Annotated in this window: 21 protein-coding genes and 1 tRNA gene; 9 read left to right on the top strand and 13 right to left on the bottom strand. The window is 70.7% G+C overall.

The annotated features are described in order from the left end of the window. Positions 1–70 precede the first annotated feature (70 nt). Together AUV07_RS11710 and AUV07_RS11705 are read right to left on the bottom strand one after the other, a co-directional pair. Positions 71–146 (bottom strand) — tRNA-Thr (locus AUV07_RS11710). Between the two features lie 42 nt (positions 147–188). Continuing rightward, the gene (locus tag AUV07_RS11705) at positions 189–1,136 is read right to left on the bottom strand and encodes a DsbA family protein (RefSeq protein ID WP_062636307.1); all 948 of its coding nucleotides are present in this window, start codon (positions 1,134–1,136) and stop codon (positions 189–191) included. Between the two features lie 228 nt (positions 1,137–1,364). On the opposite strand from AUV07_RS11705, the gene AUV07_RS11700 reads away from it, so the two are divergent. Together AUV07_RS11700 and AUV07_RS11695 are read left to right on the top strand one after the other, a co-directional pair. Further along, entirely contained in the window at positions 1,365–2,468 is a 1,104-nt protein-coding gene (locus AUV07_RS11700; protein WP_025104314.1) for an ABC transporter ATP-binding protein, read from the top strand. A gap of 77 nt (positions 2,469–2,545) precedes the next feature. Further along, positions 2,546–3,847: a DUF4032 domain-containing protein gene (locus AUV07_RS11695; RefSeq protein WP_062636305.1), complete on the top strand. Its 1,302-nt coding sequence runs from the start codon at positions 2,546–2,548 to the stop codon at positions 3,845–3,847. 36 nt (positions 3,848–3,883) lie between these two features. Here the strand turns inward: AUV07_RS11695 and AUV07_RS11690 are convergent, their stop codons facing one another. From AUV07_RS11690 to AUV07_RS11670, 5 genes are all read right to left on the bottom strand, one after another. Next, positions 3,884–4,525 (bottom strand): NAD(P)-dependent oxidoreductase, encoded by a 642-nt coding sequence (locus AUV07_RS11690; RefSeq protein ID WP_062636303.1) that lies wholly within the window; start codon positions 4,523–4,525, stop codon positions 3,884–3,886. 15 nt (positions 4,526–4,540) lie between these two features. After that, a complete protein-coding gene (gene rlmB / locus AUV07_RS11685) occupies positions 4,541–5,545 on the bottom strand; it encodes a 23S rRNA (guanosine(2251)-2'-O)-methyltransferase RlmB (protein ID WP_025104311.1) in 1,005 nt (334 codons plus the stop codon). Further along, positions 5,538–6,944: a cysteine--tRNA ligase gene (gene cysS, locus AUV07_RS11680; RefSeq protein ID WP_062636301.1), complete on the bottom strand. Its 1,407-nt coding sequence runs from the start codon at positions 6,942–6,944 to the stop codon at positions 5,538–5,540. The genes rlmB and cysS overlap by 8 nt, the downstream gene beginning before the upstream one ends. Positions 6,945–6,953: 9 nt before the next feature. Next, a complete protein-coding gene (ispD, locus tag AUV07_RS11675) occupies positions 6,954–8,198 on the bottom strand; it encodes a 2-C-methyl-D-erythritol 4-phosphate cytidylyltransferase (RefSeq protein ID WP_062636299.1) in 1,245 nt (414 codons plus the stop codon). A gap of 68 nt (positions 8,199–8,266) precedes the next feature. Further along, positions 8,267–8,749, bottom strand: coding sequence for a CarD family transcriptional regulator (locus tag AUV07_RS11670; RefSeq protein WP_025104308.1), 483 nt, complete (start codon positions 8,747–8,749; stop codon positions 8,267–8,269). Positions 8,750–8,883: 134 nt separating this feature from the next. Between AUV07_RS11670 and AUV07_RS11665 the strand changes: the two genes are divergently transcribed. Then, a complete protein-coding gene (locus tag AUV07_RS11665) occupies positions 8,884–9,354 on the top strand; it encodes a hypothetical protein (RefSeq protein WP_062636297.1) in 471 nt (156 codons plus the stop codon). 58 nt (positions 9,355–9,412) lie between these two features. Here AUV07_RS11665 and AUV07_RS11660 read toward each other — a convergent pair whose 3' ends face one another. Beyond that, on the bottom strand, positions 9,413–10,096 hold the full coding sequence (locus tag AUV07_RS11660; RefSeq protein ID WP_025104306.1) for a response regulator transcription factor: 684 nt from the start codon (positions 10,094–10,096) through the stop codon (positions 9,413–9,415). Then, positions 10,093–11,316, bottom strand: coding sequence for a sensor histidine kinase (locus AUV07_RS11655; RefSeq protein WP_062636295.1), 1,224 nt, complete (start codon positions 11,314–11,316; stop codon positions 10,093–10,095). Before AUV07_RS11655 ends, AUV07_RS11660 begins: the two co-directional genes overlap by 4 nt. Before the next feature lie 214 nt (positions 11,317–11,530). On the opposite strand from AUV07_RS11655, the gene phoU reads away from it, so the two are divergent. After that, the gene (gene phoU / locus AUV07_RS11650; RefSeq protein WP_025104304.1) at positions 11,531–12,229 is read left to right on the top strand and encodes a phosphate signaling complex protein PhoU; all 699 of its coding nucleotides are present in this window, start codon (positions 11,531–11,533) and stop codon (positions 12,227–12,229) included. 79 nt (positions 12,230–12,308) lie between these two features. On the opposite strand, the gene AUV07_RS11645 is transcribed toward phoU, so the two are convergent. After that, a complete protein-coding gene (locus AUV07_RS11645) occupies positions 12,309–13,058 on the bottom strand; it encodes a phosphoglyceromutase (protein WP_062636293.1) in 750 nt (249 codons plus the stop codon). A 60-nt stretch (positions 13,059–13,118) separates the two neighbouring features. On the opposite strand from AUV07_RS11645, the gene AUV07_RS11640 reads away from it, so the two are divergent. Together AUV07_RS11640 and AUV07_RS11635 are read left to right on the top strand one after the other, a co-directional pair. Continuing rightward, positions 13,119–13,940, top strand: coding sequence for a class I SAM-dependent methyltransferase (locus AUV07_RS11640; protein ID WP_062636292.1), 822 nt, complete (start codon positions 13,119–13,121; stop codon positions 13,938–13,940). Positions 13,941–14,082: 142 nt separating this feature from the next. Further along, a complete protein-coding gene (locus tag AUV07_RS11635) occupies positions 14,083–15,600 on the top strand; it encodes an amino acid permease (RefSeq protein ID WP_082802931.1) in 1,518 nt (505 codons plus the stop codon). Between the two features lie 15 nt (positions 15,601–15,615). Here AUV07_RS11635 and ygfZ read toward each other — a convergent pair whose 3' ends face one another. The 3 genes from ygfZ to AUV07_RS11620 form a co-directional block, all read right to left on the bottom strand. Further along, complete coding sequence (gene ygfZ, locus AUV07_RS11630; protein WP_062636290.1) at positions 15,616–16,731, bottom strand: CAF17-like 4Fe-4S cluster assembly/insertion protein YgfZ; 1,116 nt, start codon at positions 16,729–16,731, stop codon at positions 15,616–15,618. Positions 16,732–16,743: 12 nt separating this feature from the next. Next, positions 16,744–17,346, bottom strand: a complete 603-nt coding sequence (locus AUV07_RS11625) for an FABP family protein (protein WP_025104300.1) — start codon at positions 17,344–17,346, stop codon at positions 16,744–16,746. Between the two features lie 148 nt (positions 17,347–17,494). Further along, complete coding sequence (locus AUV07_RS11620) at positions 17,495–17,785, bottom strand: hypothetical protein (protein ID WP_062636289.1); 291 nt, start codon at positions 17,783–17,785, stop codon at positions 17,495–17,497. 74 nt (positions 17,786–17,859) lie between these two features. Here AUV07_RS11620 and AUV07_RS11615 point away from each other — a divergent pair, with 74 nt between their 5' ends. Genes AUV07_RS11615 through AUV07_RS11605 form a run of 3 tightly spaced genes read left to right on the top strand, consistent with a single transcriptional unit; the run spans position 17,860 to position 21,740 of the window. Further along, positions 17,860–18,543, top strand: coding sequence for a winged helix-turn-helix transcriptional regulator (locus AUV07_RS11615; protein ID WP_025104297.1), 684 nt, complete (start codon positions 17,860–17,862; stop codon positions 18,541–18,543). Positions 18,544–18,588: 45 nt separating this feature from the next. Further along, a complete protein-coding gene (locus tag AUV07_RS11610; RefSeq protein WP_062636867.1) occupies positions 18,589–20,757 on the top strand; it encodes an RNA degradosome polyphosphate kinase in 2,169 nt (722 codons plus the stop codon). Further along, complete coding sequence (locus tag AUV07_RS11605) at positions 20,754–21,740, top strand: NUDIX hydrolase (protein WP_062636287.1); 987 nt, start codon at positions 20,754–20,756, stop codon at positions 21,738–21,740. The genes AUV07_RS11610 and AUV07_RS11605 overlap by 4 nt, the downstream gene beginning before the upstream one ends. Positions 21,741–21,786 lie beyond the last annotated feature (46 nt).

Genomic DNA, 21,786 nt, shown 5'->3' with positions numbered 1-21,786 from the left:
GCACTCCTCGCCGAGATGCGCACAAGGCCCGCATTCCCCGCGTTTCGCGGGAGATGCGGGCCTTCCGGGGTGGAGCCGACTACGGGACTCGAACCCGTAACCCCCGTATTACAAGTACGGTGCGCTACCAATTGCGCCAAGTCGGCGGATGCCATCACAGCTTAGCGATGGCGGGCGCGTGCGACGGACTACTGCGCCGGCGCCGAGGTGGCGGTCGGGCTCGGCGTCGGGGTCGCCGACTCGTAGTACGCCTCGCTGGCCACCGACATGACGAACGTCGACAGCTCCTGCGGGTCGTCCAGCGCCCCGACGTACGCCTCGCCGTTCACGACGATCATCGGTGCGGCGGTGAGCACGAGGTCGTCGGAGCCGGGGAGCGGCCCCTCAAGCGCGCGGGTCGTCGCCTCCTTCGCCCAGCTGACGTAGTCGCCGTCCTGGATGCACGAGCGCACGGTCTTGGCGTTGTCCACGCCGACGGCACCCGCGAGGTTGGCGAGCTCCTCGTCGGACATCCCGTCGCTGCCCACATCGGGCTGGTCGTCGAGGAGGTCGTGGTTGAACGCGTAGAACTGGTCCGGCGAGTGCGTCGCCACGCAGGCAGCGGCCGCGGCGGAACGCAGCGAGTACTTCGTGCCGTTGGAGCTGGCGGTGAGCAGAGCGACCGGGTGGTAGCTGACGGTCGCGGCGCCGTCCTCGATCCACTGGGCGAGCAGACGGGCGTTGGCGCGCTCGAACTTGCCCGCGTCGGGCGAGAGGTAGTCGACGTAGACGTGTACCTCGACGGCGCCGGCCGCGGACGGCTCGGGCGATGGCGTCTCGCTGGCCCCGGCCTCGCTGGGCTCGGGCTCCGGTGTGGCGGAGGCGGTGCCGATCGCGGCGGAGGCGATGTCCGTCACGACGACGCCATCCGCCTCCATGCCGCTCGGGCTGAGCTGCGGCTTGGACGTCTGCGAGGTCACGGCGAGCGTCACGGCGGTCCCGATCGCACCGACCGCGATGATCGCGACCGCACCGATGATGATCCGTCGCATGAGACGCGCCCGCGACTGCTGGGCGTGCACCTTCTGTGCCTTCTCCCGCACGGCCTCGCGCGAAGTGCGAGGGGCGGGGACGTTCGGCGTTTCGTCGCTCGACATCGTTCCTCTTGAGTCTCAGGGGGTCCGGGTTGGCCCCGACCACCGTCGGGCGGTGATCGCCGCTGCGCACGGCCGGGTTCGATGCTAACCAGTGAGGCTGAGAAATACCCAGGTGCGGCCGTTCGTGCCATACTGATCCCGACCCGATGGAGGGTCACGGCGGGTCGCTCCGCCGCTTCATTCACTACGGATCGTCCGGCACGTACCTGCCGGTGAAGGAGAAACACGATGGCATCTGTGACTTTCGACGAGGCCACCCGCCTGTACCCCGGCGGCACCCGTCCGGCTGTCGACAAGCTCAACCTCGAGGTGGGAGACGGCGAGTTCCTCGTCCTGGTCGGTCCCTCCGGTTGCGGCAAGTCCACGTCCCTCCGCATGCTCGCCGGCCTCGAAGAGGTCAACTCCGGCCGCATCCTCATCGGTGACCGCGACGTCACCGACGTGCCGCCGAAGGACCGCGACATCGCGATGGTGTTCCAGAACTACGCGCTGTACCCGCACATGACCGTGGCCGAGAACATGGGCTTCGCGCTCAAGATCGCGGGCGTCGGCAAGGAGGAGCGCGCCGCGCGCGTCCTCGAGGCCGCGAAGCTCCTCGACCTGGAGCAGTACCTCACCCGCAAGCCGAAGGCCCTCTCCGGCGGTCAGCGTCAGCGTGTCGCCATGGGTCGCGCGATCGTCCGTCAGCCCCAGGTCTTCCTCATGGACGAGCCGCTGTCGAACCTCGACGCCAAGCTCCGCGTCCAGACCCGCACGCAGATCGCGTCGCTGCAGCGTCGTCTCGGCGTCACCACGGTCTACGTCACGCACGACCAGACCGAGGCGCTCACGATGGGTGACCGCATCGCCGTGCTCAAGGACGGTCTGCTCCAGCAGGTCGGCTCCCCGCGCGACCTGTACGAGAAGCCGAACAACGTGTTCGTGGCCGGCTTCATCGGCTCCCCCGCGATGAACCTGTTCAGCGCCGACCTCGCCGACGGCGGCGTGCAGTTCGGCACCGAGGTCGTGCCGCTGGACCGCGACACGGTGGGCCGCGCGTCGGGCTCGCAGGTCACGGTCGGCGTCCGCCCCGAAGACATCACGGTGGGCCCGGCCGACGGTCGCGGCCTCTCGGTCGTCGTCGACCTCGTCGAGGAGCTCGGCGCCGACGGCTACCTCTACGGCCACACGGAGATCAACGGCAAGCGCACCGACCTCGTCGCCCGCGTCGACGGCCGCAACCACCCGAACGCCGGGGAGACCGTCACCCTTGCCGCGAACCCGGGTCACGTTCACGCGTTCGACCTCGAGTCGGGCGACCGCCTGAACGACAAGCCGGTCGTCTCGGCCTGATCGGACACTCCACCGCGGCGCGGGCTGACTTCGGTCGCCCGCGCCGCGTCGTTTCCCCGGCACCCTCAGGAGCCCCCATGCAGGAATCCCTCCGGATCACCGCCAAGACGGTCGACCCCGGTCTGCTCGCTCTGCCCTGGTCGACGCCTCTGGAGAAGTGGCCCTCCGAGCACATCGTCTCGCTGCCCAAGGGCCTCTCCCGCCACCTCGTGCGCTTCGCGGACCTCTCCGGGCGCGTGGTGGCGGTGAAGGAGACGACGACCGAGATGGCGCGCCGGGAGTATGAGATGCTCGGCAACCTGTCGCGACTCGACGTGCCGTGCGTGGAGCGCGTCGCGGTTATCGCGGGGCGCACCGACTCGTCGGGGGCGCCGCTCCCCGCGGCCCTGGTCACCTCGCATCTGCGCTTCTCGATGCCGTACCGGGCCCTCTTCACCCGGGTGCTCCGCCCGGACACGGCCACGCGCCTCGTCGACGCGCTCGCCCTGCTGCTCGTGCGTCTGCACAACGTGGGCTTCTACTGGGGAGACGTCTCGCTCTCGAACACGCTGTTCCGCCGGGATGCCGGGGCCTTCGCGGCGTACCTCGTCGACGCGGAGACCGGCGAGCTGCACGAAGAGGGCCTCACCGACGGTCAGCGCGCCTACGACCTGGACCTCGCGCGCACGAACATCGCCGGGGAGATCATGGACCTCGCCGCGGGCGGCCGCCTGGAGCACGGGGTCGACGCCGTCGCCATCGCGGACGGCATCGTGTCGTCCTACCGCTCCCTCTGGGCCGAGCTCACCGCGCAGGAGTCCTTCTCCGCCGCCGAGACCTGGCGCATCACGGAACGTGTCGAGCGGCTCAACGCCCTCGGCTTCGACATCGACGAGATGTCGATGTCGACGACCGCCGACGGCACGGTCGTGGAGATCCAGCCCAAGGTCGTCGATGCCGGGCACCACCAGCGCCGACTCATCCGCCTCACCGGTCTCGACGTCGAGGAGAACCAGGCCCGGAGGCTCCTCAACGACCTCGACGAGTTCCGTGCCCGCTCCACCAAGCAGTGGGCGGACGAGGAGATGTACGCGCACGAGTGGCTCACGCGCGTCTTCGAGCCCGTCGTCCGCGCCATCCCCTACGACCTGCGCGCCAAGCTGGAGCCGGCCGAGGTGTTCCATCAGGTGCTGGAGCACCGCTGGTACCTGTCGCAGGCGCAGGGACGCTCTGTCGCCCTCGCGGAGGTGCTGACGAGCTACATCAATGACGTGCTCCGCCACCGGCGCGACGAGGCCACCATCATGGGGCCGCCGACCGAGACGGTGGGCCTCCCCGTCGTCACCGGCACGCTGGCGCTCGGCGACGACGACGAGGTGGACTGGCGCGACCTCGTCTGAGTCCGTGCCCGCCGGTCGGCGCCGCGCCGGACGGCGTCAGTAGCCGACCGTGAACCGCTCGCGGTGGTGGTTGCCCTGCTCGATCTCGTCGACGATCGCGACGGCGAAGTCCGCACCGGAGATGTACGACTTCCCGTCCTCGTCGCGGACGAGGACGTCACCGCCGTCCCGGTAGCGTCCGGTGCGCTCCCCCTCGGCCCACGGCCCGAAGACCTCGGCCGGGTGCACGAAGAACCAGTCCAGGCTCTCCGCGGTGCGCTCCAGGAGCGCGAGCGAGTCGATGCCGACCTGCGCCTCGTGCTTGTACTCCTCGGGGAACCCCTGATCGAACAGTCGAGGGCCACCGGGCGCGACGAGGCTGCCGCCCGCGCCGCCCACGACCCCGAGCCGGGTCTCGGTGCCGTCGAGCAGCGCGACCACGTTCGTCAGCGCCTCGAGGACACGGTCCTCCATGTCACCGCGCGGCGAGAGCGCGGAGACCACGACATCGGCGCCCGCGAACGCCTCGGTCAGCGTCGCGGGGTCGAGCGCGGTCCCCTGCACGTACGCCGCGCCCGCGACCGGATCCGCGGGGGTCGAGCGCGAGATGGCGACGACCGCGTGATCGCGGCTCACCGCTTCCGCGACGATGTGGCGTCCGGCGTAGCCGGTTCCTCCCAGGACGATGATGCGGGCCATGCGTGTTCCTCTCGGTCAGTCCGCGGCGCGGACGGTCGCGACCTGGTACAGCGCGACCGAGGCCGCGATGCCGGCGTTCAGCGACTCGGTCGCCGCGGAGATGGGGATGGAGACGATCTGGTCGCAGGTCTCGGTCACGAGGCGGGACAGGCCCTTGCCCTCCGAGCCCACGACGATGACGACGGGACGGTCCGCCAGCTCCAGCGCGGGCAGCGAGACGTCGCCGTCACCGTCGAGTCCGAGCACGAACACGCCCTGCTTCTTGAACTCCTTGAGCTGCGTGGTGAGGTTCGACGCCAGGGCGACCGGGATGCGCGCCGCCGCGCCCGCACTCGTCTTCCACGCCGCGGAGTTCACACCGGCGGAACGACGCTGCGGCAGGATGATGCCGTGGCCGCCGAACGCCGCCGTCGAGCGGATGATCGCACCGAGGTTGCGGGGGTCCGTGATGCCGTCGAGGGCAACGAACAGCGGCGTCTCGCCGCGGTCGATGACCTGCTCCAGGAGGTCCTGCGGGTGGGCGTACTCGTACGGCGGCACCTTGAGGGCGACGCCCTGGTGCACGCCGTCGAAGCCGGCCATGCGGTCGAGTTCCTGGCGGGTGACCTCGAGCACCGGGATGTCGCGGTGGGTCGCGATCGACAGCATCTCCTTGACGCGGTCGTCCATCTCGACGCGCTGCGCGATGTACATCGCCGTCGCCGGGATCTTCGCGCGCAACGCCTCGAGCACGGAGTTGCGGCCGGTGACCGTCTCGGTGTCGGTGGTGTTGTCCTTCGACCGGGCGCTGCGGTTCGGGTTGCCGCCGGAGGCGGGGCGCCCACCGGGCTTGCCCTTGCCGCCCGCAGCCGCGTAGCGCTCGGCCGCGGCCTTGCGCTTGCCGGCGGGGTGCCACGCGCGGTCCTCCGCCTTCGGCGTGGGCCCGCGACCCTCGAGCGCCTTGCGCCCGAGACCGCCGGTGCCCTTGGTCGGGCCCTTCTTGTTTCCCTTGCTCGCGCCGGGGCGCCCTGGCTTAGCCATCGATACTCCAATGAGTTCCGGCCGGAGTGTCCTCCAGCGTGATTCCTGCGGCGGCGATCGCGTCACGGATGCGATCCGCCGCCGCCCAGTCCTTCTCCGCGCGCGCGGTGGCGCGCTGCGCGATCATCTCCTGCACCAGCGCGTCCAGCGCTGCGGCCTGCGCGCCCCCGGCGGCGCCGGACCCCGTACGCGGGTCCAGACCGAGGATCCCGGTCATGGCGAGCACCGCCCGCGCCGCGTCCAGGGCCGTGCCGGTGTCGCCCGCGTCCAGCGCCGAGTTCCCGGCCCGCACGCTCTCGTGCACGACGGCCAGCGCCTGCGGCACGCCGAGGTCGTCGTCCATCGCCTCGACGAAGGCGTCGGGCAGGCTCCGCGCGTCCTCGGCACCGATCTCCTCGCCGCCCGCGCGGAATGCGCGATCGAGGAAGGAGCGGATACGGCCGAGCGCCGCGTCCGCCTCCGCCCAGGACGATTCCGAGAGGTCGAGGCTCGACCGGTAGTGCGCGGCGGCGAGGGCGTAGCGCACGACCAGCGGGTCCCGCTCCGCGAGCACGTCCCGTGCGAGGGTGAAGTTGCCGAGGGATTTCGACATCTTCTGGCCGTCGACGGTCACGAGACCGTTGTGCACCCAGTAGCGGGCGAAGCCGTCACCCGCGGCTGTCGACTGCGCGAGCTCGTTCTCGTGATGGGGGAACCGCAGGTCGAGGCCGCCGCCGTGGATGTCGAACTCCGCACCGAGGTACCGCTTCGCCATGGCCGAGCACTCGATGTGCCAGCCCGGACGCCCCGGCCCCCACGGCGACGCCCAGGTCGCGTCGGCGGGCTCGTCGGGCTTGGCCCCCTTCCACAGGGCGAAGTCCTGGGGGTTGCGCTTGCCCCGCGGGTCGGCGTCCTGCGCCGCCTCCATCGCGTCCACCGACTGATGGGTGAGATCGCCGTAGGACGGCCAGGAGCGCACATCGAAGTACACGTCGCCCGACCCGTCGGGAGCGGGGTACGCGTGGCCCCGGTCGATGAGCAGCGCGATGAGTTCCTGCATCTGCGGGACGGAGGCCGTCGCCCGCGGCTCGTACGTGGGCGGCAGGATGCCGATGCCGGCGTAGGCCGCGGCGAACTCCTGCTCCATCCGGTAGGCGAGCGCCCACCACGGCTCGGCGTCCGTGGCGTTGGCGAGCACCTTGTCGTCGATGTCGGTGACGTTGCGCACGAAGGTCACGCGGCCGTAGCGGTGCGTCAGCCAGCGGCGCAGGAGATCGAAGCTCAGGGCCGCCCGGACGTGGCCGATGTGCGGGCCGGACTGCACGGTGGGTCCGCACACGTACATCGTGATGTTCTCGGGATCGAGAGGCACGAAGTCGCGCAGCAGCTGTGCGCGGGTGTCGTAGAGGCGGAGAGTCACCGCTCAAGCCTACTCGGCGGGCGCTGAGAGACTCCGCTCGGGTCGCGGGATGACGACCGCGACGGCCGTGACCGCGATCCCCTCGCCCCGTCCGGGGAAGCCGAGGCCGTCGGTCGTCGTGGCCGTCACGGCCACCGGAGCGCCCCCGAGCGCCGCCGACAGCGCCGCCTCGGCCTCCCCGCGTCGTCCGCTGAACCGCGGGCGATTGCCCTGGAACTGCACGGACACGTTGCCGATCATGAACCCGGCCTCCGCCAGGAGCTCCGCGGTGCGGGAGAGGAAGACATCGGCGTGCGCCCCCGCGTACTCCGGATGGGCGGTGCCGAAGTGCTCGCCGATGTCGCCGAGCCCGGCGGCGCCGAGCAGGGCGTCGACGATCGCGTGGGCGACCGCGTCTCCGTCCGAATGCCCGGAGAGCGCGGGCTCCCCCGGCCATTCCAGCCCGGCCAGCCACAGCGGCCCGTCGCCGCCGAAGGCGTGCACGTCCGTGCCGATGCCCACGCGGGGTGCGCTCACGGCGACAGCCGACGTGCGAGGCACGGAAGACGAGATGGGCGCGGACGCGACGAGGAGACGGGCGCGCTCGAGGTCGGCAGGAGTCGTGATCTTGAACGAACGCTCGGAGCCCGGCACCAGCCGTACCGCGTGTCCCGCTGCGGCGAAGAGCGCCGCGTCATCCGTGTACTCGATGCCCTGGGCGGTCGCCTCCGCGTAGGCCGCTTCCAGCGGGCCACGTGGGAATCCCTGCGGCGTCTGCGCGGCCGCGAGTTCCGCACGATCCACGGTGCCCACGACGAGGCCGTCCGCGACCCGCTTGAGCGTGTCCACGACCGGCAGGCTCGGTACGGCACCGGCGTCGCCGATTACGGCCGCCGCCACGGCGTCGATCACCTCGGGCGGGGTCAGCGCGCGCGCGGCGTCGTGCACGAGCACCGTGCTCACGTCCCCCCACAGCGCCGCGAGTCCGGCCGCGACGGATTCCTGCCGCGTCGCCCCACCGGTGACCACGCGGCCCAGGTCGGCACGATCGCCGGCAGCCGCGAGCAGCTCGGTCTGCGCGTCGCCCTCGTATCCCGCGGGGGCAACGACGACCACCTGCAGGGGCGCCGCCGCGAACACGCCATCGAGGGCGTGCCGCAGGATGGTACGGCCGTCGATGCCGACGAACGCCTTGGGCGCTCCGGCCTCGAGACGGGTGCCGGAGCCGGCGGCGACGACGATGATCGCGGTGTGCGGGACGGGGAGGATGCTCACAGCTTCACGTTACCGGCGGAGACGACGGAAGGCGGGTGCCGCAGCACCCGCCTTCCGTGAAGGACGTCTCAGGACGCGAGGACCTCGTCGAGCAGTGCGCCCGCCTTGTCCTCGTCGATCTTCTCGGCCAGCGCCAGCTCCGAGATGAGGATCTGCCGGGCCTTGGCCAGCATCCGCTTCTCACCCGCGGACAGGCCGCGGTCCTGGTCGCGGCGCCAGAGGTCGCGCACGACCTCGCTCACCTTGATGACATCGCCGGACGCGAGCTTCTCCAGGTTCGCCTTGTACCGGCGCGACCAGTTGGTGGGCTCCTCGGTGAACGGCGCGCGCAGCACCTCGAACACGTGGTCGAGGCCCTCCTTGCCGATCACGTCGCGGACGCCGACGAGGTCGACGTTCTCGGCCGGGACCTCGATGATGAGATCACCCTGCGTGACGTTGAGCTTCAGATATTTCTTCGTCTCGCCCTTGATGACGCGTTCCTTGACCTCGATGATGGTCGCAGCGCCATGGTGCGGATAGACGACGGTCTCGCCAACCTCAAAAAGCATAAAAACATGTCCTTTCGGCAACCTCAAGGATACCACAGGGGATATGCGCTAAGGTTCGCGCTTCCTGTTCCCAGCGGCTCCTCGACTTACCCATAGAATGGGGAGGGATATCCCGTCGGACCTCAGGAGGACCCGTGAAATCGCGCCTTGTCGCGTCTGCCGCCATCAGCGCCCTCGTTCTGCTCGGCGCGACCGGGTGCACGTTCATCACGCCGCAGGCGACGAAGACCGAGTACGCCGCCTCGGACGGCGTGAACGTGTCGGACGAGGACGGCCCCATCGCCGTCCGGAATGCCCTCATCATCGCGAACGACGACGGCACGGCCGGGAACTTCGTGGGCGCGATCGTCAACCCGACGCAGGACCGCGCCACCCTGACGGTCTCCCTCGAGGGTGGCGAGCCGTTCGAGATCACGGTGCCCGCCGGCGGATCGATCAGCCTCGGCGCCGACCAGGAGCCGGTGGAGATCGTCGACCTCGACACCATGCCCGGCGCCACCGTCGCGATGCACTTCCATTCCGGCGACTCGGCCGGTGTGACCACGCAGGTGCCCGTCCTCGACGGCACCCTGCCGTACTACTCGGACCTCGCTCCGAAGGACTGAGTCCGCAGACAGACAGGAGAGGCCGGCACCCACGGGTGCCGGCCTCTCCTGTCTGTGGTCAGCCCTCGAAGCGATACCCCAGGCCGCGGACGGTCACGAGCATCACCGGTTCACTGGGGTTCTCCTCGATCCGCGAGCGGATGCGCTTGATGTGCACGTCGAGTGTCTTGGTATCGCCGAAGTAGTCGCTCCCCCACACGCGGTCGATGAGCTGGCCGCGCGTGAGCACCCGGCCGGAGTTGCGCATCAGCACCTCCAGCAGCTCGAACTCCTTCAGCGGCATGTTGATCTGCTCACCGGCCACCGCCACCGTGTGCCGATCGATGTCGAGCGAGACGCGCCCGCCCTCGAGCACCCGCTCGTCGAGCTCGGCCTCGGCCTGCACCACCCGCCGCAACACGGCACGCATCCGGGCGAGCAGCTCCCGCGACGAGTACGGCTTGGTGATGTAGTCGTCCGCGCCGAGCTCGAGCCCCACCACGATGTCGACCTCGGAGTCCTTCGCCGTCAGCATGATGATCGGCACGGCGGACGTGGAGCGGATCTGTCGGCACACCTCCGTGCCCGGCATCCCCGGGAGCATGAGGTCGAGCAACACGATGTCCGCGCCGCGCTCCCGGAAGGCCGTCAGCGCACCGGGACCGTCCTCGGCGATCTCCACCTCGTAGCCCTCCCGACGCAGCAGGTACGCGAGAGGGTCGGCGAGGTCGGGCTCGTCTTCGACGAGAAGGATGCGGGTCATGCGGTCTCTCCGTTTCGGACGCGCGTCGCCCCGGTGGCGGGGACGGCCTTGCGCGCGCGCTTCTTCTTGCTCTTCTTGCCCTGCCCGGCGTTCGCCGGGGCGTCGATCCGGGGCAGGCGGATGGTGAACGTGGACCCGCGGCCCGGGCGCGACCAGAGCCGCACCTCTCCTCCGTGGCGCTGGGTGGCGTGCTTGACGATGGACAGCCCGAGGCCGGTGCCGCCGGTGCGCCGGGAGCGGGCCTCGTCTGCGCGGTAGAACCGCTCGAAGATGCGCTCACGGTCGGCCTCGGCGATCCCGATGCCCTGGTCGGAGACGGCGATCTCCACGACGTCGTCGTCGGCCTTCACCCCGACGCCCACCCGGGAGCCGCGCGGCGAGTAGACGATGGCGTTGGCGATCAGGTTGCCGACCGCCTCGATGAGGATCTGCGCGTCGCCGCGCACCCAGACGCCGCGGTCTCCACCGCGGGCGAGCTCCACACCGGCGGAGTCGGCCTGCACGACGTGGGCTTCGATCGAGGAGGCGATGACCTCGTCGATCGAGACCGGGGCGACCTCGGTCAGCCCGTCCTCCGCCTGCAGCCGGGACAGACTCATGATGCGTCCGGTGAGCTGACCGAGACGGCCGGCCTCCGCCGAGATCCGCGACGCGAAAGCCCGGACCTGGGCGGGGTCGTCGGCGGCGGACTCGATGGCCTCCGCGAGCAGGCTCACGGCCCCGACGGGCGTCTTGAGCTCGTGGCTCGTGTTGGCGACGAAGTCGCGACGCATCTGGTCGAGGCGCTCCTGCTCGGTCACGTCACGGATGATGAGGAGCACGAGGCGCGCCCCGATCGCACTCGCCCTGGCCGACACGAGACGCGGGTCGAGGCTGAGACCGCCGCGGGTGATCCGCATCGAGGCGGTCGCCGTCTCCCCCGTCGAGCGGACGCCCCGCACGAGCTGACGGAGCTCCGGATTGTCGAGCGTCGATCCGACCTCGATCCCGAACCGTGCGGCGGCCTTCGACGTGGCGAGCACGAGACCGGAGACGTCGACCACGCACGCGGCGTCGTCCATGCTGCGCAGCACGTCGGTGATCCCGGGCGGGATCGTCATCGACGTCTCCTCCTCCGCCCGCGCCCGCGCCCGATACGCCCAGACGACGAGGAGCGAGAGGCCCACGCCGATCGCCAACCCGATGGCGAGGGAGGACAGCGCGAGCTGCGGCAGGGTCATGACTCCAGCGTAGAGCGCGTTCACCGTCGATCCGGCGGGTTTCCGCGTCATCCCGGGGAGCGGAGACGTACTATTCACTCGCTGGGCACCGTTCGTTAACCTTCGGAGCAGACAATCGCTTCAGGCCTGCGCGCGCGCAGTCCTCTCCCTGCGGACGCCCCGCCGCCCCGCGCTGGACCGTCAGCCGGGATCCGAATGAAAGGTTGCGCCCACCATGCGCGAAGTCTTCCACCAGTCCCTCGAGGACCTGCAGTCCCGCCTTGTCGAGATCGCCGAGCTCGTCACGGTGTCCATCGACAAGGCGACCCGCGCGTTCGCCACGAGCGACGTCGCGCTGGCCGAGGAGGTCATCGCCGACGACGCGAAGATCGACGAGCTCGCGGTCGCGCTGGACGAGCAGGCCATCGAGATCCTCGCCCGACAGCAGCCGGTCGCGCGCGACCTCCGGATCGTCGTCACGGCGCTCCGCGTCAGCGCGTCCCTGGAGCGGATGGGCGACATGTCCGAGCACATCGCCCAGCTCGCCCGCCTGCGCTTCCCGGAGCGCGCGATCCCGAAGGGCCTGAAGGGCACGTTCGTGAAGATGGGCGAGCTGGACGTGGAGATCTCCCGCACGCTCACGGAACTCCTCCGCACCCAGGATCTGAAGTTCGCCGACGCGATCCGCAACGCCGATGACGACGTCGACGAACTGCACGCCAGCGTCTTCGAGAAGGTGCTGAGCGACAACTGGAAGGGCGAGGCCGTCGCCACGGTCGACGCGACGCTCGCGAGCCGCTACCACGAGCGGTTCGCGGACCACGCGGTCGCCGTCGCCAAGAAGGTCGTCTACCTCGCGACGGGCGATTGGCACGTCGAGGAGGAGGACATCGCCCTCGCGGTGGAGCAGCAGGAGCAGCTCGGCCACGCCTGACGAGACCCCGCCTTATCGCCGAGACCCCCTGCTGCAGGCGACTGCAGCAGGGGGTCTCGGCGTGAAACCGGGGTCTCGGTTACTTCTTGCCCTGGGCGGCCACGGCCGCGGCACCGGCGGCGGCGGCCTCCGGGTCGAGGTACCGGCTGGGACCGGTCGGCGCGTTGTTCTCGTCGAGCTCGTACACCAGCGGAATGCCGGTCGGGATGTTCAGGCCGGCGATGTCGTCGTCGCTGATGCCCTCGAGGTGCTTGACGAGGCCGCGCAGCGAGTTGCCGTGCGCGGTCACGAGGACGGTCTTGCCGGCTTCCAGGTCGGGGACGATCTCCGCGTCCCAGTACGGCAGGAGGCGGTCGATGACGAGCTTGAGCGACTCCGTGCGCGGCACCTCGCCGTCGATGCCCTCGTAGCGGGCGTCGCCCACCTGGCTGAACTCGCTCGCGTCGTCCAGCGGGGGCGGCGGCACGTCGAACGAGCGGCGCCACAGCTGGAACTGCTCCGGACCGAACTCCTCGAGCGTCTGCGCCTTGTCCTTGCCCTGCAGCGCGCCGTAGTGACGCTCGTTGAGGCGCCACGACCGCTTCACCGGGATCCACAGCCGGTCGGCCGCGTCCAGCGCGATGTCGGCGGTCTGGATCGCGCGGCTCAGCAGCGACGTGTGCAGCACGTCGGGCAGGATCCCGGACTCGGCGAGCAGCTCACCGCCGCGACGGGCCTCGCCCTTGCCCTGCTCGGTGAGGCGGACGTCCACCCAGCCGGTGAAGAGGTTCAGTTCGTTCCACTCGCTCTGGCCGTGGCGGAGCAGGATCAGGGTGCGCTTCGCAGTCATGTCGCCAGTTTATCCGGGGGCGCGGAGCGGGCACAGCGGCGGAGGAGGGAGGATGGACGCATGGCGTCATCTCCCCTCGGTCGGCCGACCCGCGGCACGACAGGGACGAACCGGCTGCGTCGGAACGACCGGTGGATCGCCGCCTCCCCCGCCTTCCGGCGCGCGGCGGACCCCCTCGTCGTCGACCTCGGTTTCGGGGCGAGCGGGGTGACCGCGTTCGAGCTGGCCGCCCGGCTGAGGCGCGTGCGGCCGGACGCGGAGGTGCGCGGCCTGGAGCTCGACCCGGACCGGGTGGCCACCGCGGAGCAGCAGCTCGTCGAGGTCCGGGCCGGCCGCACGCCCTTCCCTGCCGACCTCCGCGTCTCCTTCGCCCGCGGCGGGTTCGAGGTACCGCTCCCCGGCGGTCGGCGCCCCGCTGTCATCCGGGCGATGAACGTCCTTCGGCAGTACGACGAGGTCGAGGTCGCCGCCGCCTGGCGGACGATGGCGCACCGCCTCGCGCCGGACGGGCTCCTGGTGGAGGGCACCTGCGACGAGATCGGGCGCGTGGCGAGCTGGGTCGATGTCGATCCCGGCGGCACGCCGCTCCGCTTCACCGTCTCCCTCCGCCTCCGCGGGCTCGAGGTCCCGAGCATCGTGGCGGAGCGGCTGCCCAAGGCCCTCATCCACCACAACGTCCCCGGCGAGCGCATCCATGCGCTGCTCGTCGACCTGGACCGGGAGTGGGAGCGCGCTGCTCCCCTGTCGACCTTCGGGGCCACGCAGCGCTTCCTTGCCGCGGTGACCGCGCTGCGCGCGCAGGGCTGGCCTGTGCAGGGCGGGCGGAGCCGCTGGCGATTGGGTGAGCTCACCCTGCCGTGGGACGCCGTGGCACCGGCCTGACGGCACCGCGCGAGGACACGCTCCTGCTGTATACCGGTGCGCACCTCACCCCGGGCCTGCGCACCGCTAGCGTCGTACGCGGCGGGCCGTACCGACGCGTGCGCCGACTCGATCGCCATGCGTTCCCAGGGCAGGAGAGGCGATGACGACCGAGAGCGCGAAGGCGGAAGGATCCGCAGAGGCACAGGAGAACGACCGCGAGCGACTCGGCGACGTCCTGACGTCGGCGCAGGACTTCGCGCATGAGCAGTCCGGCTATCGGACGGCATTGAAGGCGCGGCACCTGCAGATGATCGCCCTCGGCGGCGCGATCGGCACCGGGCTGTTCATGGGGGCGGGCGGACGCCTGAACGCCGCGGGACCCCTGCTGGCCGTCTCCTACCTGGTGTGCGGGGTGTTCGCCTTCTTCATCCTCCGCGCCCTCGGAGAGCTCGTCATCCACCGCCCCTCCTCCGGATCGTTCATCTCGTACGCGCGGGAGTTCTTCGGCGAGCGACTGGCCTTCGCCGCCGGCTGGCTGTATCTGCTGAACTGGGGCATGACGGCGATCGTCGACTCCACGGCCGTGGCGCTCTACGTCCACTACTGGTCGGCGTTCCGCGTCGTGCCCCAATGGCTGCTCGCGCTGATCGCCCTGATCGTGGTCGTCGGCCTCAACCTCGTCTCGGTCCGGCTGTTCGGCGAGATGGAGTTCTGGTTCTCGCTCGTGAAGGTCGCCGCGCTCGCCCTCTTCCTCGTGATCGGCGTGGTGTTCCTCGCGGCCGGCTGGCAGACCGATCAGGGACCGACGGGGATCCCCATGCTCGCGGCGCACGGAGGCTTCGCGCCGGAAGGCGTGCTCCCCGCCGTGATCGTGATGCAGGGGGTCGTCTTCGCCTACGCTTCCATCGAGCTGGTCGGCACCGCCGCCGGCGAGACGGCGGACCCGGAGAAGGTGATGCCCCGGGCCGTGAACTCGGTGATCCTGCGCATCGCCGTGTTCTACGTCGGATCGGTGCTGCTCCTCGCCCTGCTGCTCCCGTACACGGTGTACCGTGCCGGGGAGAGCCCGTTCGTGACGTTCTTCTCGCACGTGGGAGGACCGGACGTGGGGACGGTGGCCGGCAGCGCCATGAACTTCATCGTGATCACCGCCGCGGTCTCCGGGCTGAACGCCGGGCTCTACTCGACGGGCCGGGTCTTCCGTTCGCTCGCGAGTTCGGGCGCCGCACCCCGCGCGACCGGTCGGATGAGCCGTCGCGGCGTGCCCGTCGTCGGCATCCTCGTCACGGCCGTGTTCGCCCTCGCCGGGGTGCTCCTGAACGCCGTGGTGCCGGGACAGGCCTTCGAGATCGTGCTCAACATGTCCGCGCTGGGGATCATCGCGGCCTGGGCGACCATCATCCTCTGCCAGCTCCGGCTGTACCGGCTGTCGCGACGCGGCCTCGTCGCGCGACCGTCGTTCCGTCTCTTCGGCGCACCGTACACCTCGTATCTGACGCTGGCGTTCCTCGCGTCCGTCGTCGTGCTCATGGCCTTCGACTATCCGACGGGCACGTGGACGGTCGCCAGCCTCGGCGTGCTGATCCCTGCCCTCATCGGCGGCTGGTTCCTCGCCCGGGGACGGATCGCGGAGATCGCCGCGCAGCGCTCGACGGCCGGTCCGGACGGCGAGGGCTGACCGGCGCCCGTCGGCTCAGACCCCGGCGTCGCGGGGATCGGGCGCCGTGGGCCGGCGGGACAGCCGCGTCAGGCGCGGGATGTCCGCGGTGGCGCCGGCGTCGGCCGGGACGATGATCTGCTGGGACGCGGCGATGTCGATCCCCTCGGCCCGGACGACGAGGTCGCCGATCGGGGCCCGGCGGGACAGGAGGGCGAGGGCGATCGGTCCGTCCTCGTGATGCCGCGCGGAGGAGGTGATGTGCCCGACCTCGTCATCACCCGCGAACACGGGGGCTCCGGGTTCCGGAAGCACGGCGTCGCTGCCGTCGAGCTGGAGCAGAGCGAGCCGCCGCGGCGGATGGCCGAGGTTGTGCACCTTCGCGACGGTCTCCTGGCCGCGATAGCAGCCCTTGTTCAGGTGCACGGCGCTGCGGAGCCAGTCCGACTCGTGCGGCAGCGATCGCTCGTCCACCTCGGCCGCCCACCGCGGGCGCCAGGCGGCGATGCGCAGAGCGTCGGCGGCGAGGAGACCGGCGGCATCTTCCCGATCGAGCTCCGCGGCGAGCGCCCGCGCCGCCGTCTCGGGCACGATGCCGACCCGCCAGGCGAGGTCGGCCCCGGGGTGCGCGGCCACATCCGCGTACTGATGGCCGCCGACGGCGACCTGCTGCCACGGGTCGACCCAGATCCGCGCGTCGTCGAGGCCGCGCACGCGCTCGGCCGCGGGACCGCCGTCGACGAAGCCGAGCAGCGCGAGGTCGGGGCGCAGCTCGACCGTGGCCTGGGTGCGGAACTTCATCCGCGTCAGCCAGGTCGCCAGACCCTCGGCGTCGCCGGCGTCCGCCAGGAGCCAGGTCGAGGTGCCGTCGTCGAGGACGCCGGCCGCGTGCTCCACCCGTCCCTGCGGATCGAGGACGAGGAGCTCGGTGCTCTCCCCTGCGCGCAGACGACCCACCGCCTGCGACGTGATGGAGTCGAGCCAGGGGAGGCGTTCGGGGCCGGACACCTCGATGACCGTCCGGTCGTCCAGGGGCGCGATCGCCGTTCCGGCCGCGAGGCGGCGCTGCTCCCGGAACGGATCGCCGAAGTGGGCGATCCCGCGCTCCCCCGCTGTCGCGCCGGGGACGCCGTCGAAGACGCTGGTGCTCACGGTGTGCTCCGTTCAGACGCGGGCGAGACGCGCCGAGGCGTGCGCCCGCAGAGGTGTGCCGAGGGCGGCGATGTCCCAGGCCCACAGCAGGTGTCCGTCGACGAGTCCGTACATCCGCGAGGCGGAGCCGTAGTCCTTGGCGCCGGCGCCACGCACGATCGCGTCCGACGCGAGGTCGACCCGCGGTCCGTTGATCTCGCCGAGGTAGTACTCGAGCATGCCGTCCGAGCGCGCCAGCGACACCTCGAGCGGGAACGCGCCGTTGTCCGACCGCAGGGCCTCCACGTCGTCGACCGTGCGGGTGACAGGGGTCGCCGTCGGCGGCAGCAGCGCCGGTCCCGCGTCGGTCGCCGCGGCCGGACGCGCCAGACGCCAGAAACCGGACTCGGCGGTCAGCGGGACGGCGGGCGCCCCCTCGTCACCGACGAAGGTCGCCGTGGCCGCGTAGTTGAGGAACGGTCCGCCGTCGTGGCTGAAGCTGACGCGATGCGTGAACTCGCCCTGCAGACGCTCCTCGCCGACCGGGTAGTCGATCACCCCGGACCCCTCCCACACGCCGATCAGCCACGCCAGCGGGGCGAGGTCGGCGGGAAGGTCGGTGGGGAGTTCGATCATGTTCGTCAGCGCTGGCCGCGGAAGAGGTTGCGCAGCACCACGGCCGACACGAAAACGATCGCGAGGCTCGCCAGGCCGAGCAGGCCGATGAAGAAGATTTCGAGCGCCATGATGTCCATGACCTCCACCTTACCCCCGGCGATCCGGGTCAGGAGGGGATGAGGGCGGCCAGGCCGAAGCCGACCGAGATGATCCCCATCAGCAGCAGCGCACCGGTCACGCTGCTCGCGACGCGGAAGATGAAGCCCTGCGTGCGGCCGTACCAGAGCTGCACGGCGAACGACAGCAGCACCACCGCCCCGAAGCCGACCAGCATCCAGGGGATGCGCCACTCCTCCGGAGCGAAGATCCCGATGACGATGCTGCCGACGAACGCGGTCGCCCAGACCGCGATGACGCCGGTGAAGGCGTTGCGGGGCGCGAGTGCCGGTTCTGACATGTCTCCATTCTTGCGCATCGGTGGCCGCTATCATGGCGGCACGGCGTCGATCCCCCCGCCGGTGAGGAGTGCGCGTGGCCCTGGTGCTGGTTCTGACCAATGCTCCGCTCTCGGAGCAGGTGCTGCCCGCCCTCGAGCTGCTGAGCCATCGCACGCGGCAGATCCCGGCGGAGCCGGCGCAGCTGATCAATGCCCCGGAGTACGACATCGTGATCGTCGACGGCCGTCACGACCTCGTCGGGGCGAAGTCGCTGTGCCGTCTGCTGCGGGCCACCGGACAGGACGCGCCGCTCCTGCTCGTGGTGACCGAGGGCGGCATGAGCGCGCTGTCGGGCGAGTGGGGCATCGACGACGTCCTGCTGGCGACGGCCGGTCCGGCGGAGATCGACGCGCGCGTGCGTCTGGCGCTCGCGCGACGGGACGAGGTCGCCGAACCGGCGCGGGTGCAGGCCTCCGGGGTCACGATCGACGAGCAGTCCTACTCGGCCAAGCTCCACGGGCGGCCGCTGGACCTCACCTACAAGGAGTTCCAGCTCCTGCACTTCCTCGCCACCCACCCGTCCCGGGTGTTCACCCGCGAGCAGTTGCTCAGCGAGGTGTGGGGGTACGACTACTTCGGCGGCACCAGGACCGTCGACGTGCACGTGCGACGGCTCCGCGCCAAGCTCGGCGATCAGGAGCAGATCATCGGCACCGTGCGCAACGTCGGTTACCGCTTCAACGTCTACGAGGACGACAGCCTGGTCGGCTCGCGCTGACCCCCGTTCACACGCCCGACACCTGCCGGTGCTTAGATGTACCCCATGATCGATCCCGCACTCGCCGACGCCGGACTCGGTGACGCCGAAGACGACGACTTCGACGACGCCGTCGAGGCGCCGGACTCGCAGCTCCCCGACCATCGCTACCTGGACCGCGAGCTGAGCTGGCTCGCGTTCAACCAGCGGGTGCTCGAACTCGCGGAGGACCCGTCGCTGCCGGAGCTGGAGCGGGCGAACTTCCTGGCGATCTTCGCCAGCAACCTCGACGAGTTCTTCATGGTGCGCGTGGCCGGTCTCAAGCGGCGCATCATGACCGGTCTCGCCGTGCCGACCAACATCGGACGCTCCCCCGTCGACGCCCTCGCCGACATCTCGCGCGAGGCGCACGCCCTCCAGCTCCGCCACGCGGACGCCTGGACGAAGCTCGTCCGCCCCGCCCTCGCCGACTCCGGCATCGAGATCACGGAGTGGTCGGATCTCACCGACGACGAGCGCAGCGCGCTGTCCGACTACTTCGGCGCGCAGGTCTTCCCGGTGCTGATGCCGCTGGCGGTCGACCCGGCGCACCCGTTCCCCTACATCTCCGGGCTCTCCCTGAACCTCGCCATCCGCATCCGCAATGCGCGGACCGGCCGCCAGGAGTTCGCCCGCCTCAAGGTGCCGCCCATGCTGCCGCGCTTCGTCGAGGTGCCGTCCACCGGCGAGATCAAGCGCTTCCTCCGCCTTGAGGAGCTCATCGCCAACCACCTCGGCGACCTGTTCCCCGGCATGGAGGTGCTCGACCACCACGCGTTCCGCCTCACCCGCAACGAGGACGTGGAGATCGAGGAGGACGAGAGCGAGAACCTCATCCAGGCGCTGGAGGCCGAGCTGCTGCGCCGCCGGTTCGGGCCGCCGATCCGGCTCGAGATCACCGACGACATGGACGAGGTCACGATGGACCTCCTCGTGCGCGAGCTCGACATCACCGACCAGGAGGTCTACCGCCTCCCCGGGCCGCTCGATCTGCGCGGCCTCTTCGACCTGTCGCGCATCGATCGCCCGGATCTGCGGTACCCGCCGCACCTCCCCACCACCGCGCTGGCCTTCCAGCCGACGGGCTCCAACACCCGTGCGGACATCTTCAAGGCGATCCGGAAGTCCGACGTGCTCGTGCACCACCCGTACGAGTCCTTCACCACGAGCGTCCAGGCGTTCCTCGAGCAGGCCGCCCGCGACCCGCACGTGCTCGCCATCAAGCAGACCCTGTACCGGACGTCCGGCGACAGCCCCGTCGTGCAGGCCCTCATCGACGCCGCCGAGGCCGGCAAGCAGGTGCTCGCGCTCGTCGAGGTGAAGGCCCGCTTCGACGAGGCCAACAACATCGTGTGGGCGCGCAAGCTCGAAAAGGCCGGCGTGCACGTGGTGTACGGCCTCGTCGGGCTCAAGACCCACTGCAAGCTCGCCCTCGTGATCCGCGAGGAGGAGGGCAAGCTCCAGCACTACTCGCACGTCGGCACCGGCAACTACAACCCGAAGACGAGCCGCATCTACGAGGACTTCGGTCTGTTCACCGCCGATGCCCAGGTCGGCAAGGACCTCACCCGGCTGTTCAACGAGCTCAGCGGCTACGCGATCGAGAAGAAGTTCAAGCGTCTGCTCGTCGCCCCGCTCCACCTCCGCAAGGGCCTCGTGCGGCTGATCGACGCCGAACGCCGGATCGCCGAGTCGGGCAAGCCCGCGCACATCCGCATCAAGGTCAACTCGATGGTCGACGAGGAGATCATCGACGCCCTCTACCGCGCCAGCGCCGCGGGGGTGAAGGTCGACGTGTGGGTGCGCGGGATCTGCAGCCTGCGGCCCGACCTCGACGGCATCAGCGACAACATCACCGTCCGCAGCATCCTCGGCCGCTACCTCGAGCACTCGCGCATCTTCACGTTCGAGAACGACGGCGACCCGCAGGTGTACATCGGCAGCGCCGACATGATGCACCGCAACCTCGACCGGCGCGTCGAGGCTCTGGTGCGGGTGACCGACCCGGCGCACCTCAAGGAGCTCACCGCCTTCTTCGACCTGGCGATGGACGACCGGACCTCGTCGTGGCACCTTGGCCGCGACGGCGTGTGGGAGCGCCACGCCGTGGATGCCGACGGCAAGCCGCTCACCGACCTGCAGGATAAGACCATGGGGATGATCCAGCGACGTCGTCGGGCGCGGGCGGTTCGATGACGGCGCGGCAGGTCCAGCTCCCGCCGTCCGCGGCCGACGCGAAGTGGGCGGACAAGGCCGTGTACGCGGCCGGCGCCGTCGTGTGGCGTCTGGTCGACGGCAAGCTGCGGATCCTGCTCATCCACCGCACGAAGTACCGCGACGTCACCCTACCGAAGGGCAAGGTCGACCCGGGCGAGATGCTCGCGGAGACCGCCGTCCGCGAGGTGCACGAGGAGACCGGCATCCGCGTGGCCCTCGGCGTGCCGGTCGGGATCAGCCGCTACCACCTCGCGTCCCGCAAGCAGAAGGTCGTGCACTACTGGGCTGCCGAGGCGACGGACGCCGCGATCCGCGCCTCGACCTTCGTGCCCAACCGCGAGATCGCCGCGCTGGAGTGGGTCACCCTCAAGAAGGCCCGCGCCGCGCTGAGCTATCCCGTCGATCTCGAGATCCTCGATGCGTTCGCCGCGCTCGTGGACGACGGCGTGCTCCGCACCTTCCCGGTGATCGCCCTCCGGCATGCGAAGGCCCTGCCCCGCTCGGAGTGGGACAAGGCCGACGCCGCGCGTCCCCTCACCGACCGGGGGAAGCGGCAGGCGAAGGCCATCGTCGGTCCGCTCCGCGCGTTCGGCGTGCGCAAGATCGTCACCAGCGACGCGGTGCGCTGCGTGCAGACCGTCACGCCGCTCGCGAAGGCCCTGGACCGCAAGCCGGTGCTCACCGAGAAGATCAGCCAGGACGCCTGGGAGGACGGCCTCGCCGATCTCCGCTCCGTCGTCGGCCGCCGCATCCGCGCCGGCAAGCCCGCCGTGCTCTGCAGCCACGGCCCGGTGCTGCCTGCGCTCCTCTCGGAGATCGCCCTCGCGACCGGCACCGTGCACGGCTCGTACGTCGGCAGCGCCGCCGACTTGGAGACCGGCGCGTTTTCCGTGGTGCACGTCTCGGCGACCAATCCCGGCTCCGGCATCATCTCGATCGAGACCCACGCGCCGAAGGTCTGACCCCCCTCGTTCGAATCGCGCACTTCGCTGCATCTCGGCCGGAAAT

Origin of the sequence: Microbacterium sp. CH1 (assembly GCF_001595495.1) — a bacterium.
In the GTDB taxonomy this organism is placed as follows: Bacteria; Actinomycetota; Actinomycetes; order Actinomycetales; family Microbacteriaceae; genus Microbacterium.
This window is presented reverse-complemented; position numbering and strand designations above follow the sequence as displayed.

Excerpts from the sequence above, each read along its gene's own strand:
- AUV07_RS11660 (WP_025104306.1), bottom strand. The coding sequence starts at position 10,096 with ATGACCCGCATCCTTCTCGTCGAAGACGAGCCCGACCTCGCCGACCCT.
- AUV07_RS11670 (WP_025104308.1), bottom strand. The coding sequence starts at position 8,749 with ATGCTTTTTGAGGTTGGCGAGACCGTCGTCTATCCGCACCATGGCGCT.
- AUV07_RS11645 (WP_062636293.1), bottom strand. The coding sequence starts at position 13,058 with ATGACTGCGAAGCGCACCCTGATCCTGCTCCGCCACGGCCAGAGCGAG.
- phoU (WP_025104304.1), top strand. The coding sequence starts at position 11,531 with ATGCGCGAAGTCTTCCACCAGTCCCTCGAGGACCTGCAGTCCCGCCTT.
- AUV07_RS11640 (WP_062636292.1), top strand. The coding sequence starts at position 13,119 with ATGGCGTCATCTCCCCTCGGTCGGCCGACCCGCGGCACGACAGGGACG.
- AUV07_RS11605 (WP_062636287.1), top strand. The coding sequence starts at position 20,754 with ATGACGGCGCGGCAGGTCCAGCTCCCGCCGTCCGCGGCCGACGCGAAG.
- AUV07_RS11655 (WP_062636295.1), bottom strand. The coding sequence starts at position 11,316 with ATGACCCTGCCGCAGCTCGCGCTGTCCTCCCTCGCCATCGGGTTGGCG.
- AUV07_RS11705 (WP_062636307.1), bottom strand. The coding sequence starts at position 1,136 with ATGTCGAGCGACGAAACGCCGAACGTCCCCGCCCCTCGCACTTCGCGC.
- AUV07_RS11695 (WP_062636305.1), top strand. The coding sequence starts at position 2,546 with ATGCAGGAATCCCTCCGGATCACCGCCAAGACGGTCGACCCCGGTCTG.
- AUV07_RS11690 (WP_062636303.1), bottom strand. The coding sequence starts at position 4,525 with ATGGCCCGCATCATCGTCCTGGGAGGAACCGGCTACGCCGGACGCCAC.
- AUV07_RS11700 (WP_025104314.1), top strand. The coding sequence starts at position 1,365 with ATGGCATCTGTGACTTTCGACGAGGCCACCCGCCTGTACCCCGGCGGC.
- AUV07_RS11625 (WP_025104300.1), bottom strand. The coding sequence starts at position 17,346 with ATGATCGAACTCCCCACCGACCTTCCCGCCGACCTCGCCCCGCTGGCG.
- rlmB (WP_025104311.1), bottom strand. The coding sequence starts at position 5,545 with ATGGCTAAGCCAGGGCGCCCCGGCGCGAGCAAGGGAAACAAGAAGGGC.
- AUV07_RS11620 (WP_062636289.1), bottom strand. The coding sequence starts at position 17,785 with ATGTCAGAACCGGCACTCGCGCCCCGCAACGCCTTCACCGGCGTCATC.
- AUV07_RS11610 (WP_062636867.1), top strand. The coding sequence starts at position 18,589 with ATGATCGATCCCGCACTCGCCGACGCCGGACTCGGTGACGCCGAAGAC.
- AUV07_RS11635 (WP_082802931.1), top strand. The coding sequence starts at position 14,083 with ATGACGACCGAGAGCGCGAAGGCGGAAGGATCCGCAGAGGCACAGGAG.